The 14,268-nt window shown below is 62.4% G+C and carries 14 protein-coding genes; 6 read left to right on the top strand and 8 right to left on the bottom strand.

The features are described from left to right. Nucleotides 1-67 precede the first annotated feature (67 nt). On the bottom strand, nt 68-922 hold the full coding sequence (locus AC1RO0_RS24445; protein WP_498595182.1) for an alpha/beta fold hydrolase: 855 nt from the start codon (nt 920-922) through the stop codon (nt 68-70). Nucleotides 923-1,092: 170 nt separating this feature from the next. Here AC1RO0_RS24445 and AC1RO0_RS24440 point away from each other — a divergent pair, with 170 nt between their 5' ends. The 3 genes from AC1RO0_RS24440 (at nt 1,093) to AC1RO0_RS24430 (ending at nt 3,549) form a co-directional block, all read left to right on the top strand. Next, on the top strand, nt 1,093-1,863 hold the full coding sequence (locus tag AC1RO0_RS24440) for a class I SAM-dependent methyltransferase (RefSeq protein ID WP_498595181.1): 771 nt from the start codon (nt 1,093-1,095) through the stop codon (nt 1,861-1,863). A 219-nt stretch (nt 1,864-2,082) separates the two neighbouring features. Beyond that, on the top strand, nt 2,083-2,940 hold the full coding sequence (locus AC1RO0_RS24435) for an alpha/beta hydrolase (protein WP_498595180.1): 858 nt from the start codon (nt 2,083-2,085) through the stop codon (nt 2,938-2,940). A 168-nt stretch (nt 2,941-3,108) separates the two neighbouring features. Continuing rightward, nucleotides 3,109-3,549 (top strand): hypothetical protein, encoded by a 441-nt coding sequence (locus AC1RO0_RS24430; RefSeq protein WP_498595179.1) that lies wholly within the window; start codon nt 3,109-3,111, stop codon nt 3,547-3,549. Between the two features lie 206 nt (nt 3,550-3,755). Here AC1RO0_RS24430 and AC1RO0_RS24425 read toward each other — a convergent pair whose 3' ends face one another. After that, a complete protein-coding gene (locus AC1RO0_RS24425) occupies nt 3,756-4,652 on the bottom strand; it encodes a LysR family transcriptional regulator (protein WP_498595178.1) in 897 nt (298 codons plus the stop codon). Between the two features lie 256 nt (nt 4,653-4,908). On the opposite strand from AC1RO0_RS24425, the gene AC1RO0_RS24420 reads away from it, so the two are divergent. Continuing rightward, nucleotides 4,909-5,643: an SDR family NAD(P)-dependent oxidoreductase gene (locus tag AC1RO0_RS24420; RefSeq protein ID WP_498595177.1), complete on the top strand. Its 735-nt coding sequence runs from the start codon at nt 4,909-4,911 to the stop codon at nt 5,641-5,643. A 90-nt stretch (nt 5,644-5,733) separates the two neighbouring features. Further along, the gene (locus tag AC1RO0_RS24415) at nt 5,734-6,333 is read left to right on the top strand and encodes an NADPH-dependent F420 reductase (RefSeq protein ID WP_498595176.1); all 600 of its coding nucleotides are present in this window, start codon (nt 5,734-5,736) and stop codon (nt 6,331-6,333) included. Between the two features lie 94 nt (nt 6,334-6,427). Here AC1RO0_RS24415 and guaA read toward each other — a convergent pair whose 3' ends face one another. The 3 genes from guaA to AC1RO0_RS24400 all read right to left on the bottom strand — a co-directional run bounded on the left by guaA (nt 6,428) and on the right by AC1RO0_RS24400 (nt 9,181). Beyond that, a complete protein-coding gene (guaA, locus tag AC1RO0_RS24410; RefSeq protein WP_498595175.1) occupies nt 6,428-7,990 on the bottom strand; it encodes a glutamine-hydrolyzing GMP synthase in 1,563 nt (520 codons plus the stop codon). Nucleotides 7,991-8,093: 103 nt separating this feature from the next. After that, a complete protein-coding gene (locus AC1RO0_RS24405; RefSeq protein WP_498595174.1) occupies nt 8,094-8,735 on the bottom strand; it encodes a 5'-methylthioadenosine/S-adenosylhomocysteine nucleosidase in 642 nt (213 codons plus the stop codon). Next, entirely contained in the window at nt 8,732-9,181 is a 450-nt protein-coding gene (locus AC1RO0_RS24400; protein ID WP_498595173.1) for a PaaI family thioesterase, read from the bottom strand. Before AC1RO0_RS24400 ends, AC1RO0_RS24405 begins: the two co-directional genes overlap by 4 nt. A 160-nt stretch (nt 9,182-9,341) precedes the next feature. On the opposite strand from AC1RO0_RS24400, the gene AC1RO0_RS24395 reads away from it, so the two are divergent. Then, the gene (locus tag AC1RO0_RS24395) at nt 9,342-10,418 is read left to right on the top strand and encodes a DUF2252 family protein (RefSeq protein ID WP_498595172.1); all 1,077 of its coding nucleotides are present in this window, start codon (nt 9,342-9,344) and stop codon (nt 10,416-10,418) included. A gap of 40 nt (nt 10,419-10,458) precedes the next feature. On the opposite strand, the gene AC1RO0_RS24390 is transcribed toward AC1RO0_RS24395, so the two are convergent. From AC1RO0_RS24390 to AC1RO0_RS24380, 3 genes are read right to left on the bottom strand one after another with little or no spacing between them, the layout of a single operon-like run. Next, entirely contained in the window at nt 10,459-11,544 is a 1,086-nt protein-coding gene (locus tag AC1RO0_RS24390) for a DUF1513 domain-containing protein (RefSeq protein WP_498595171.1), read from the bottom strand. A gap of 5 nt (nt 11,545-11,549) precedes the next feature. Beyond that, nucleotides 11,550-12,671: an imelysin family protein gene (locus AC1RO0_RS24385; protein ID WP_498595170.1), complete on the bottom strand. Its 1,122-nt coding sequence runs from the start codon at nt 12,669-12,671 to the stop codon at nt 11,550-11,552. Continuing rightward, nucleotides 12,671-14,230: a di-heme oxidoreductase family protein gene (locus AC1RO0_RS24380; protein WP_498595169.1), complete on the bottom strand. Its 1,560-nt coding sequence runs from the start codon at nt 14,228-14,230 to the stop codon at nt 12,671-12,673. Before AC1RO0_RS24380 ends, AC1RO0_RS24385 begins: the two co-directional genes overlap by 1 nt. Nucleotides 14,231-14,268 lie beyond the last annotated feature (38 nt).

Raw genomic sequence — 14,268 nt, 5'->3', positions numbered from 1 at the left:
ACATCGGAACGACGAATGGAGCTTTCGGAAACCGACAATGTCCCGCGATTTTTTCGCGATCCGGCCCCTATCGACGCTGTGCACCGGTGTGAGTGTCGATAGCCGCAATGATTTCATCCCAATCCTCGGGATGAATTTCATGGCCGCCGCCCTCGAGACGAAGAAGCTTTGCGCCTTTGACGGTTTCTGCCAGCAATTCACCATGCTCGACGGGGAAGATCGGGTCTGCCGTACCGTGGATGACGAGAAGGGGCGGGACCAACCCGCCGAGCTTGTTTTTCCAGGTATCGCCACCCTTCAGCATGAAATGATTGGTGGCACTGACGAAGTTTTTGGCGCGCTTGACATCGCGCTCGACAAGATTACGGGCAGCTGCCTCATCATGGGGGTGCGCCGTACCCGCAATCATCCGCGCATCCCTAACGATGAAGTCGATGACCTGAGCGTTGTCGGTCCAATCGATGTTCTCGCCCGCCGCCGCGTGCTCCATATAGCTATCGCTGGTCTGCGGTAGAGTAGAGGTGTCGATGCCGATCGGCGTGGTGGAGATCAGCGTCAGCGTCCTGACCCGTGCTGGATGGGCAAGCGTCGCGATCTGCGCGATCATCCCGCCCAGCGACATGCCGACCAGATGGGCGCTGTCGATGTCGTAAGCGTCGAGCACGCGCATTGCGTCCTCGGCCATGTCGTCCATCGTGTAGGAAGAGCTGCCCGGCTCGTAGAAGGTCGAAAGGCCGGTGTCGCGATTGTCATAGCGGATGACATAACGGCCCTGGGCGGCGAGCTGTCGGCAAAACGCCTCCGGCCACCACAACATTGAAGCCATGGCTCCCATGATCAGCAGAGTGGGCTGATCGGTCGGGTCGCCAAAAACCTGCGTGGCAATCTCCACGCCGTCAGCCATGATGATGCGTTCACTCATGTCGGTCGCTCCTCCCCCTTGCAAAATATCTGATTGCATTTCGCAACTGGTTTTGTTATCCCATAACCGATCTCATTATGCAACCGGTTTTCCAAAGGGGCGATAGGTTGGATGATCGCTGACGCTGCCCATCAACCAAGTGACCGAAACAAAACCAAGCGAGGGTGGAGATGTTGAATCGCGCTGACTTCTATGACGCGGAATTAAAGCGGCACAACCGGCATTTGCGCGCCGCCGCCAGCGTTGGCGTGCGTGACCGCGTGCTCGATATCGGTTGTGGATCGGGACAGTCGACGCGTGAGGCTGCCCATGTTGCGGTGGAAGGCAACGCGATTGGTGTCGATACGTCCTTGGAGATGCTCGAGGTTGCGCGACGACGTGCCGAGGAAGCGGGCTTGCGAAACATTGCGTTTGAAGAGGGTGATGCCCAGCACCACGCATTTCCCGCTGCCGGCTTCGACCTCTGCATCAGCCGGTTTGGCGTGATGTTCTTTGCCGATCCGGCGGCGGCGTTTGCCAATGTCGCCCGCGCGATGCGTCCGGGCGCGCGTCTTGCCTGGATGGTGTGGCAGGGTCAGGAGCGCAACGCGTGGTCTGGTGCCATTCGGCAAGCCCTAGCCCCAGGAACCGCCGTTTCTGCGAGTGCCTTGACGCCGTTCTCACTAGGCGATCCCGCCATCGCCACGGAACTTCTGAGCACAGCCGGCTTTGTTTCGGTTGATTTCATCGATGTGCGGGAGCCGGTCTTCTACGGCTCCGACGTCGATACGGCGTTTGATGCACTCATCAACCTCTATCTTGTGAAGGACGCGCTCGCCCGAACCGGCGAAGCACCCGACAAGGCAATGCAGCGGCTGCGTGATCTACTGGAGGCGCATATGACCCCGGAGGGCGTGCTCTTCGACTCGCGCGCATGGATTATCACCGCTCGGAGGGGATAGAGGAGTTGACGGGTTGTCCGCGCCCCGCGCCTTGTTGATCACAGACCTTGCGATGCATGTTGACCCGCCTTTCGTTCGCCAATACGAATCGAGGTCCGCAACGAGGCATCCATTGAGCCCATGCAGAAATCGGTCTTCCTAGTTTCCCTGCTCGCCATTGTTTGTGCATGCTCACAAGCGCACTCCGCTGTCTGGCAGCCTTCACCCGGCCACGTACAGGTGCCGATCTGGCCCGGGGCGGTGCCGGATGCCGTGCCCGATGCGAAACCCGAATCCGTTCTTCCCGGCTCGGCGACGGCGACGGATGTCAGCCAACCGACGATGACCGTATATGCCCCCGTTGGCCACAACACCGGCGCGGCCGTGGTGGTGTTTCCCGGTGGGGGCTATAAGGTCCTGGCCATGGACATCGAGGGCACGGAGATCTGCGACTGGCTGACCTCGCGCGGCATCACTTGCGTGCTGCTGAAGTATCGGGTGCCTAGCTCGGGTCCGACATGGGAAAAAGGACACCGCTACTATCCGAAGGTACAAACGGCCCTGCAGGATGCCCAGCGTACGCTGGGGCTGGTGCGCCAACACGCAGCACAGTGGCAGGTCGATCCTCACAAGGTCGGCGTGATCGGCTTTTCCGCCGGTGGGCATCTCGTTGCCGCGGTCAGCACGCATTTCCTGCAACGGACATACACGCCTGTAGATGATGCCGACAAGCTGAGCAGCCGGCCGGACTTCGCCATCGCGCTCTACCCCGGCCATCTATGGGCAAACGAGGACGAGGATCGCGCCACCCGCAACGAGGCGGATATGAGGCTGCGCCCGGACATCACCGTCAGCGCCGACACGCCGCCAACCTTCCTGTTGCAAGCCGAGGACGACCAGGTCGATGGGGTGGAGCAGTCGCTTGCCTATTATATCGCGCTGCAGAAGGCCGGGGTTCCCACGGAAATGCATCTGTACGCGCAAGGCAACCACGCCTTCGGTCTTCGCCAGACCAAACTTCCCATCGGCAGCTGGCCGACCTTGGTGGAACGGTGGCTGAACACGATCGGCGTGCTTGGCCCAAAGAAAGGTGACTGACCGCAGTCACCTTCGTTGCCAGTCAATTATTTGGATGTAGTCTAACGCTTTGTTATTATCGTGCTTTGGAACCAATGGCGCGCGAAACTGTTCATCTATAACTTTGATACGACGCTGACGTCGTGCCCGGCCGCTGGGTTAAGCGGCGCTCTAGAGGAATAGCTCATCATGAATATTACGTCCGGATTTCGTTCAGCCACGGTTGCCGCCATCGCTGCCGCGGGAATTGGCTTTGCCAGCGCCGCGCATGCCGACAGCGGTACGATCCGTTTCGCCGTTTACAAGGCTGCCTTCTTCGTCGGCGGCTCCGGAGGCGAAGGCACATTGACCTTCCACGGCCGCAAATATCCAGTCTCGATCGGCGGTATCTCGGGCGGTCTCGCCTTCGGCGCCTCCAAGACATATTTCCAAGGCACCGTGCGCCACATTCGCCGTCCCCAGGATGTGACGGGGATTTACGGCGCAGCGGGCGGTGGCGGCGCGGTCGGCAAAGGGGCTCAGATGATCGTCATGACCAATGACAAGGGCGCCCAGCTCGAACTCACGGGCAGGCAGGTCGGCCTGCAAATCAACGCCGATATCAGCGGTCTGAGCATCAGCGTCAAATAGGGGCGCCACGCCCTTCGTTCTTCCTCGGACAGGCCCGATTTGCTGAATTTTGCGATTGGGCACGTCCGGGAAAGGTGCCCAGAGAGTGCCTTTCGCCCCGGTTGCGATACGGCGCAACATTCGCGGATTGAACGACGTCGCTTCAAGTGATCGCAGCTCGGCTTCCGGCCCGATGACGGCAAGCGTCGCCGGCGACCTGCCGGGCGTCAGTCGCGCGATATGGACAGCCCCGCGAGAAGCGGAGCGTACGCAGCGAGCCTGCGGGATACGAACTCCGTGAAGAGCTGCACGCGCTTCGTCTTGCGTGTCTCCCCCTGCGTGAGAAGCCAGAGCGTTCCATGCATGTGCAGGTCGGTACCCGGCACTCTCACCAGGAGGGGGTCGGCATCTCCGACGAAGCACGGCAGTGTCGTCATGCCGAGCCCTTGCCGTACTGCAACGATCTGCGCCTCGCCGTCCGTGGTCCTGAACGGAACCCCCGTAGTGCGAACCTCGCCCTCGCTGGCCCAGTCTGGAATTCCATGCATGCTTATGACGATCCACCGGATGGGATCCGGCGCACCCGCACGCCACGCGGCCAGTCGATCGCGAGACACGTAGACGCCGCTGAAGAGCTCCGGTCCCTTCAGGCCGTGAAGATTGAGCGGCAGGGTTTTGCGGTCGTAGACGACGCGGATCGCCACGTCGGCCTCTCGATTGGTCAGATTTGCCAGCTCGCCGGACGACACGATGTCCATCTCGATGTCCGGATGCAGACGCGCGAAATCGGCAAGATCCGGCATGAGCAGATGTGTCGCAAGGGTCGGAGCCAACGTCACCCGCAGAAGCTCGCGCACGCTCTGGTCGCGCCCGAGGACGCGCGTCTCCAGCTGGTGCGACGACGCTTCCATCTGGTTCGCGAGCTCGAGGACCTCCTCGCCCGCGGCCGTTAGGCGATAGCCCGAAGGCAGCTTTTCGAACATCTGCGCCCCGAGGCGTTCCTCGAGCTGCGCGATGCGTCGCAGCACGGTCGAGTGATACACGCCGAGGCCCTCGGCGGCGGCCCGCACTGAACCTCCGCGCGCCACGGCAAGAAAGTAGCGAATGTCATCCCAGTCGATCATGGTGCAATCCGGCACCACGCGGTGCGCCTTCCAAAGCCCGTATCTGACGCATCGTACAGCAGTACGGGCGGTCATCATAGCTTACGTCGATGAGCGCGGCCCAATTCCGAACGGCGGATACCAGTCGTCCAGCCGGATCGATTTTGCACCACCGATGTGCGCGCTTCCGCACTGAATGCCTGAACCCGGCGGACCTATGTTGAGGTTCTCGGGGGTGTCCCCGAACGACCAAAGGCAGAGCCTGGAAGGAAAAGTCATGGGAAAGCTTGAGGGTAAGGTTGCAGTCATCACGGGTGGATCGAGCGGCATGGCGCTGGCGAGCGCCAAGCGGTTCGTTGAAGAAGGCGCCTATGTCTTCATCACGGGCCGGAGGCAGGAGGCGCTCGACGAGGCCGTGAAGCTGATCGGCCGGAACGTGACCGGCGTGCGCGGCGACGCGGCCAATCTCGACGACCTCGACCGTCTGTTTGACACGGTCAGGCGGGAAAAGGGCAAGATCGACATCCTGTACGCGAGCGCCGGCACGGGCGAAGCCGTCCCACTGGGCGAGATTACCGAGCAGCATTTCGATGCGACCTTCGGCCTGAATGCGCGCGGCACGCTGTTTACGGTTCAAAAGGCGTTGCCGCTGTTCAACGATGGCGGATCGATTTTCATGACCGGGTCGGTTGCTTCGATCAAAGGTTTTCCGGGTTACAGCGTGTATGCGGCGAGTAAGGCGACGTTGCACGCATTCGCACGCGGGTGGCTCAACGAACTGAAGGGCAGGAATATCCGGGTGAACGTGCTGCACCCGGGGCCGATCGCCACGCCGATGCAGGACCAAGTTCTGACCGAGGAGGCGAAGCAGATGTTCGAATCCCTGATCCCGCGGGGAAAGATGGGTCGTCCCGAGGAAATTGCGGCGGTCGCGCTGTTTCTTGCTTCAGACGATTCGAGCTTCGTGAATGGGGTGGAGTTGTCTGTCGACGGCGGCTTCTCGGCGATCTGAATTCGCGCCGGATCGCCACGCAACGAAACGGATAACCCAGCGCCGCCGGGGGCTGGGGAATCAATATTAACACGAGATCGGAGAAGCATTATGAGCTATGCGATTGTAGGATTCGGGAAGATAGGCCAGGCCCTGGCCCACGCCTTCGCCCGTAAAAACATCGAGGTGACCGTCGCGAGCCGCCGGCCGCCCGAGGCGTTGGCGCCGCAGGCTCGGGCGATTGGACCCACGGTCGTCGCCAAGTCGCTGCGGGATGCACTCGAGGCCGACACAATCATTTTGGCGGTCCCGTTCGGGGAGCATCGCGAGGTTGCGAAGGCCCTGCCGAGCTGGGAAGGCAAGATGGTCATCGACGCGATGAACGCGTTGGTTCCCCTTGAGGAGCTGGACGGCCTCCCGTCCTCCGCCTTCGTCGCGAAGGCGTTCACCGGCGCCAAGCTCGTGAAAGGTTTCAATCACCTGATTGCAGCTACCCTGGCTACCGATCCGGTCGTCGAGGGCGGCCACCGGGTTGTCTTTTTATCGAGCGACGACGAGGACGCGATCGCTCCCGTGGCGGTCTTGGCCAAACAACTCGGGTTCGCACCCGTCAAGTTGGGAAAGTTCAACGAGGGTGGCGCCCTGGTGCACGCACGCGGCCGCACTTGGGGCCAGCTCATCTTCCAGGATTTGTTCAAGAAGGAGCAGTAATCGATCTACAACCGTGTGATTGACGCCGAGAACTGGTCGCGCGCTAACGTCTTCGAGCAGCGTGCGATCGAATATTGGAAGGCCACACTCCCCTTCATTCCCACTCGATCGTGCCCGGCGGCTTCGATGTCACGTCATAAACGACGCGGTTGATGCCGCGGACTTCGTTGATGATGCGGGTCGCGGCGCGGCCGAGGAATTCCATGTCGTAGTGGTAGAAGTCGGCGGTCATGCCGTCGACGGAGGTGACGGCACGCAGTGCGCAGACGAATTCATAGGTACGGCCATCGCCCATGACGCCGACGGTCTGGACCGGCAGTAGCACGGCAAAGGCCTGCCAGATGGCGTCGTAAAGACCGGCCTTGCGGATTTCATCCAGATAGATGGCGTCGGCTTCGCGCAGTATTTCCAGCTTCTCGCGGGTGATGCCACCGGGGCAGCGGATGGCAAGGCCGGGGCCGGGGAAGGGGTGGCGGCCGATGAAGCTGTCGGGCAGGCCGAGCTCCTTGCCGAGCGCGCGCACTTCGTCCTTGAAGAGTTCGCGCAGCGGCTCGACGAGCTGCATCTTCATGCGCTCCGGCAGGCCGCCGACATTGTGATGCGACTTGATGGTGACCGAGGGGCCGCCGGTGAAGGAGACGCTTTCGATGACGTCGGGGTAAAGCGTGCCCTGGCCGAGGAAATCGGCGCCGCCGAGCTTCTTGGCCTCTTCTTCGAAGGTCTCGATGAAGAGACGGCCGATGATCTTGCGCTTGGTCTCGGGGTCGCTGACGCCCTCCAGCTCGCCGATGAAGCGCTCGGAGGCATCGACATGCAGCAGATGCAGATTGTAGTGCTCGCTGAACATGGCGACGACATTGGCCGCCTCGTCCTTGCGCATCAGGCCGTGGTCGACCAGGATGCAGGTCAGCTGATCGCCGACCGCTTCGTGGATCAGCAATGCGGCGACGGAGGAATCGACGCCGCCCGACAGGGCGCAGATGACGCGCTTGTCGCCGACCTGATCGCGGATCGCCTGCACCGCCTTGGCGCGATAGGCCGACATCGACCAGTCGCCCTTGATCCCTGCGATATTGTGAATGAAGTTGCCGATCAGCTTGGCGCCGTCGGGCGTGTGCACGACTTCCGGATGGAACTGCACGCCGTAGTACTTGCGCTTCTCGTCGGCGATGAAGGCATAGGGCGCGTTCGAGGAGGTGGCGACGACTTCGAAGCCTTCCGGCAATGCAGTGACGCGGTCGCCATGGCTCATCCAGACCTGGTGGCGCGAACCGGAGGACCAGAGGCCCTCGAACAGCGCGCAATCCTTGTTGACGTCGAGGAAGGCGCGGCCGAATTCGCGGTGATGACCGCTTTCGACCTTGCCGCCGAGCTGCATGCAAATGGTCTGCTGGCCGTAGCAGATACCGAACACCGGCACACCGCTGTCGAAAATGATCTGCGGTGCTCTTGGCGAGCCTTCATCCACGGTCGAGGCTGGGCCGCCGGAGAGGATCACGGCCTTCGGCTGTAGCCGCTCAAAACCGGCTTCGGCGGACTGGAAGGGAATGATTTCGCAATAGACGCCCGCTTCGCGCACGCGCCGTGCGATGAGCTGCGTCACCTGGCTGCCAAAATCGACGATGAGAACGGTATCGGGCTGTGCTGTCTGGGTCATGGCGAGCCTTTAATGAAAAGCGCTTTCGCTGGCAATCGGGCAAATCGCGGCGGAGCCTAATTTATTGTCCCGATTGTCCTCACTTCTAGCGGTTCCCGGTCCTTTAGAACCAGAATACGCCGTCTTCAAGGGCGGTGAGCAGCCCGTCGACGGCATTGGAAAGCTTGCGGTCGATGATATGCAGATATTCCGTCCAGTCGGAAATATGCTGCAGGTCGACCTTTCCGTCGGAAATGCCGCGCAGCCCGATCAGCGGCCGGCCAAAGGCCTGGCAGGCGCGCAGCACCGCATAGGTCTCCATCTCCACCATGTCGGCGGCGATCCGGCCATAGGCTTCCGCGCCGGAGATGATGTTGCCGCCGGTCGAAAGACTTGCCTCCGGAACGCCGGGAATACGCAGTGGCAGTTCGATGGTGGCGGGCAGATCGAGGAAGGGCGTACGACCCTTCTCGAAACCGAGCGGCGAGGCATCCATGTCGCGATAGGAAACGGAGGTGGCCTGATAGACTTCCGTCTGTTCCAGCCTGGCGGAACCAGCCGATCCCAGCGACACCACGAGGTCGGGGAGATCGTTTTGCGCTTCGAGCTGCAAAAGCGTGCGTGTCAGCACGACTGCCGCCTCGACTGGGCCGACGCCGGTGATCAGCGGTTCGAAGCGGGATTGCAGGAAAGGCCCATATTCAGCTTCGGCTGCCATCACGAACAGAATCGATTTTCCCGATACGCGCTTCAGTTCGAACGTCATCCGGTAATTCCCTCTCGGCCCCGGATGACCATCATTGTCCCGGTCATGGAGGCAATCAGCTTGGCTGGTCCGTCGCCTATGGCATAACCACGCCCGTCGGCAACGATGATGGTATTGCCCGGCTTGGTCACTTCGCCACGAAACAGAAAGCGCTCTCCGCGCCCCGGCGACATCAGGTTGACCTTGAATTCGATGGTGAGGATCGAGGCCGTTGCGTCGATGAGGCTATAGGCCGCGAAACCGCAGGCCGAATCCAGTGCCGCCGAGATGATGCCGGCATGCAGGATGCCGTGCTGCTGCGTCAGCTTGACGTCGAACGGCAGCTCGATCTCGACCATGCCATGCTCGACGCGCGTCAGTTCCGCACCGATGGTCGCCATCGCCGCCTGTCGCTCGAAACTCGTCCTGATGCGCGCTCTATAGTCGCCACTGTTTTCCCCGGTCATGCTGTTCCCTTTCGCGGGTGCGAAATTGGCATGGCGGCGCCGTTTGGACAAGGCTTATGCGATGGAAATCGACCTCGAAGAAATGATGCGGCTGCGACATTGTTTTTCCATGATGCTCGGTTTTCGATATGCTCATCGAGAAATTCGAGATGGAGCTGAGATGGCGACGATCCTGCAATCGACCAAAGCTTACGAGAGCTGGATGCGGGCACAGCTCGGCGCCGATCTGGTGGAGGCCGATCTCGATAAGAAATACAAGAAGATGAAGAGCGGCGGTTTCGTCTTCCTGCGTGCCAGCTATTGGCGCTGGGCCGAAACCATCTTCGACATTTGCCCTGACCTTGCCAATGCGCCGCAGCTGCTGGCGATCGGCGACACGCATCTGGAGAATTTCGGCACCTGGCGCGACGAAGAGGGGCGGCTGGTCTGGGGCCTCAATGATTTCGACGATGCCGCCACCATGCCCTATGCGCTCGATCTGGTGCGGCTGGCGGCAAGCGCGATCCTGGCGCGTGGCGATGCCGGCCCGACGCCGCGTATCATCGCCGACGCGATATTGGGCGGCTATCGGCGCGGCATGCAGAAGCCTTCGGCGGTCATTCTCGAGCGCGATTATAAATGGCTTCGCAACGCGGTGATCCTGTCGAACGCCGAGCGCAAGACGTTCTGGGATAAATTTCGCGATCTGCCGCCGGCGGCCAAACCGGTGCGCGAGCCCTATCTCGACGCGTTGCGCCGGTCATTGCCGGACCCGACGCTTGCCTTCGTCCCCAAGCCGCGTACCGCCGGCACTGGCAGCCTCGGCCGTCCGCGTTTCGTCGCCGACGTCGAATGGCGCGGCGGGCCGGTGCTGCGCGAGGTCAAGGCTCTGGCCCAATCTGCCTGGTCTCTCTGCCACAACCCGTCGGACACGGCGATCCATACGGGCGTCATCGCCGCCGGCCGGACGCGCGCTCCCGATCCGCGCTATCAGGTAACCGGCAAGCTGTTGGTTCGCCGCCTATCGCCGAACAGCCGCAAGATCGAAGTCGCCGGCGACGCACAGATCCTGCTGTCGCCCGATATGCTCGACCTGATGGGCTTCGAAATCGCCAATTGCCATGCGGATGACGCCTCGCGCATTCCGCCGGTTCTGGCCGATCTCGACAAGCGCGGTGGCGATTGGTTGAGGATCTCGGCCAAGGCGGCGGCAACGGCGATTGGCGCGGAGCAGGCGGAGTTTGTGAAGCGGTGGTGAGGTGGGTCTCGGCTGCGAGTTTGCGGAGAGTGGACATGCCTCAGCCACGCCCAATCCGTACAATATGCTGATCCCAGGCCACATCGCTGTGCTGCCCCAGAAACTCGCCGTGATAGGATGACACCGCAAACCCATGTTCTGCCGGCGCGATCCCCGCCGCATCCGCTATGCTTTCGACCTTCAGCACCGCCCCGGTCTTTGCGTCGAGCGTCACGGAGGTGCCCTCGACCGGCGATGTCACGCCGACGAGGTTGTCGGCGCGGTTGACGGCGATGGCGCCGACATAGTTGCCGAGCGCGCGGGTGGTGTCGTCGGGCAGGGGAACGAAGGTCAGGTCCTCTCCCTTGGCGAAATGGCCGATGAGCGGCGGCAGGTCGTTGCGGCGGCCTTCGTACTGGCAGGCGAACCAGATGCGGCCCTCAGCGTCGATATCGACGTGCCGGGTGGAGACCTGGGCATATTGCGGCGGCAGGGTGTGCTTTTCGATCAGCCGGCCGCTTGCCGCGTCGATCAGCGTCAGCGACGGTTCCATATGGTCGAGGTTGAGCTTGGTGCGGCCGAAATCCGGATGGGTCTCGATACCGCCATTGGCGACGATCAGCAGCTTGCCGTCGTCCGAAACGGTCATGTCGTGCGGGCCGGTGCCATAGGTCTCGTATTCGCCGATGCGGGCAAAACGGTTGCCGGCGTCGTAGATGCCGATCATGCCTCGGTTGGCGTCGAAGTCGTTCTCGCTGGCATAGAGCAGCTTACCGTCAGGCGAAAAAGTGCCATGGCCGTAGAAATGCCGGCCCTCGCGCGCGGTGATGACGATCGGTTCGCCCTTGTTCCAGGGATCGAAGATCATCGCATAGGTGCCGGGCCGGCGGGCGAAGGCAACCGTCTTGCCGGTCGCCTTCGAAAAAGCCATGCCGTGGGCACGGGCAGGCAACACCACTTGATCGATGATCTCTCCGCGCTCGCTGACTGTCGCCACGGCAAAGGAGCCGTCAGCGGCCCGAATGCCGGAGGCATAGACCGCGTCGGCCCGCTCCAGCGCCATCAGCGCGCCGGGCTTCAAGGCTGCCAGGAAGGTCAGCCCCGCGGCCTTGACGAAGGCCCTGCGGTCGATCAGCGCGCTCCGCATCGCCGTCAGTCCCCGTCGGCGAAGGAGAAGCCGGCGGAAAGGCCGATCGCGCCGCCGTAATTGTCGCTGAAGCCGGTCGTCAGGTCGCGGGTCTCGGCAAGCAGGGCGTCGATCTTGGCGCGGTCGGCGTCGCTTGCGATCGCCGCGTCAATATCGGGATTGATCGTCGGCGCGGTGGCGATCAGTCTGTCGAGCAGTGCGTCGATCTTGCCGGCCATGTCGCGCTTGTCGGCGGGCAGGAGGTTGGCCATCCCGGCCTTTTCCCAGAGCGCCTTCAGCCCTTCGAGATTGGCGGTGAGCGAGGTCCAGGTGTTGCCGGAGCGCCAGTAGATCGCCATTTTCGGCCGCGCCGCTGCCGGGTCGCCCTTGTAGAAGGTTTCCAGCCGCTGGTCGCGCACATTGCCGGCACCATGCACGAGGATGCCGAGCAGCGCCGTGACAGCCTCTTTGTTGTCCATGAATTCTTCGCTGTCCTTGCCGGGGTTCTTCCAGGACTTTTGCACGCCGTTCGGATCATCCCATTCGTCGGCGATTTCCTTGGCGGTATTCTCGATATTGCCGGCGACGGCGGCGCCATAGCGGCAACGGAAGCCCTGCTTCTCGGAGCTGAGAACGCTGGAGCCGTTGCCGTAGAGCACATATTCCAGCGCCGTCATGCTCATCAGCGCCACGCTCTTGCCGGCGACGGCCTCGACGGTGGTGTCGTGCTCGTCGGCCTTGGCGATCAGCGCCTGCACCTGCTTGAGGCCGACGCCCTTGCGGTCGGGGTAGAAGAGGATGTGCTCGAAGCGGTTCTTTTCGATGATCGGCCCGGTATGCACGATCTCGATGCGCGACCAGCTCTTGATCGTATCGCCGAAAGCGGACTGCGCGGCGGAAAGGCTTGTGGCGGATGGATCGGCGCAGAGTGCCTTCATCGCTGTCGTCAGCTTCGAGGCGCTATCATGAACGGCGTGGTAGCCGGGGCGGATGACGTCGTCGATCGCCTTCTGCATCACTCCCGGCACGGCCGCCTCATTCAGCCCGGCGCCGTTGGTGGTTGCCTCCTGGGCGCCGGCAGGCAACGCCGTGAGGCTAAGAAGGAGGCTTGCGGCAAGCGGCTTGGCAAGGGATGTCCAGGGGCGCATCAGAGAGACTCCAGAAAATTGATGAGGGCTTGCCTGTCGTCCGGCGGCAGGTTTTCGAAGGTATTACGGGCTTTTTCCGCCTCTCCCCCATGCCAGAGGATGGCTTCGGTCAATGTTCGGGCGCGGCCGTCATGCAGGTAGGCTTGCCGGCCGCTCACCGTCTGAGTCAGGCCTATACCCCAGAGTGGCGGCGTGCGCCAATCGCGGCCGGATGCCACACCCACCGGCTGGCCGTCTGAGAGGCCGTCGCCCATGTCGTGCAGCAGGAAATCGGAATAGGGCCAGATCAGCTGGAAGGCCTGAACCTTGTCCTTGCCGTCGCTATCCTTGAGATCGTCGCGGGTGACGAATTTCGGTGTATGACAGGCGGCACAGCCGGATTGATAAAACATGTCCTTGCCACGCAGCACATCGGGAAAGCTCGCCTTGCGGCGGGCGGGTACGGCGAGGTTCTCGGAGTAGAAGGTGACGAGATCGAGGATCGGTCCCGGAGCTTCCGTATCGCCGAGGCGCTTCTGCACGCCGGTCGGCATGGAGAGGCATTTCGGCTGCTTGGCGGTGCAATCGCCATAGGGATCCGGCCGGTCGGGGGTGGAAATGCCGATATCGGCGGAGAAGGCGCTGGCCACCTGATCGCGCACGCTTGCATTCTGCGCTTTCCAGCCGAAGCGGCCGAGCGCGAGTTCGCCGGTGCGGTGATCACGGACGATGGCGGCGCGGCCGCGAATGCCGTCACCATCTAGGTCGTCCGGATCGGCATGGGCGAGAATATCGGCTTCCGGAATGGCTTCGATGAGGCCAAGGCCGATCATCGGGGGAGCAATGCGCGCCGAGATCGTCGTCGTCTCGCCGAGCGGGCCATAGGCAAGGTCGGCCACGGCATAATGCGGCTTGCGCAGAGTGACTGTCTCGCCGCCCGAAAGCGTCACCGTCTCCTCGGAATAGCTGACGGCCACCTTGCCCTCGGCGGCAAGGCCGGGCACGGCGAGATCCTGCAATTGCGCGCCATAGGTGGCGTCGGGAAAGTTGATCGCCTTGAAATCCCGTAGCGCCTGCTCTTCTTCCGGCGTGACCGCCGGCCGCGCCAACCGCAGCACCATCGATGTGGCGGCGGCGCCCACCGCATCCGGCGGATGGCCGCGACCGTCACGGATATGACAGCTCTGGCAGGAGCGGGCGTTGAACAGCGGCCCTAGCCCATCGGAGGCTTGCGTGGAGGAGGGGGCGGAAACCCAGAGCTTGCGGAAAAGCGCGTTGCCGAGATGGAAATTCTCTTCGCGCTCCAGCCCAAGATTGGCCGAGGGTTGCGAGAAGATATCGCGGCTGACAGGGGCGACCGTCGTGGTCGCGCCGCTCTGCATCGCCTCATAGGGCTCGGCCTTGGAGAAGTCCGTGGTCGGCCGGGTGATGTCCTGCACCCGTTTTAGCTGTTCGGGCGAAAGATCGGTGCGGACGGAGGGAAAATTCAGAATCTCCGCCGCGGAGAGCGTGATGGAAAAAACCAAAAAACCCGCGACGAAGGCGGGCAGGAAGGCGCGGCGAGCCGGGATGCGGGTCATGGGTGTCGGAGCGGCAGCGCTTGAGACGCTGCCGCTCT

The organism is Rhizobium sp. GW821-FHT14E12 (genome assembly GCF_058803745.1).
This window is presented reverse-complemented; position numbering and strand designations above follow the sequence as displayed.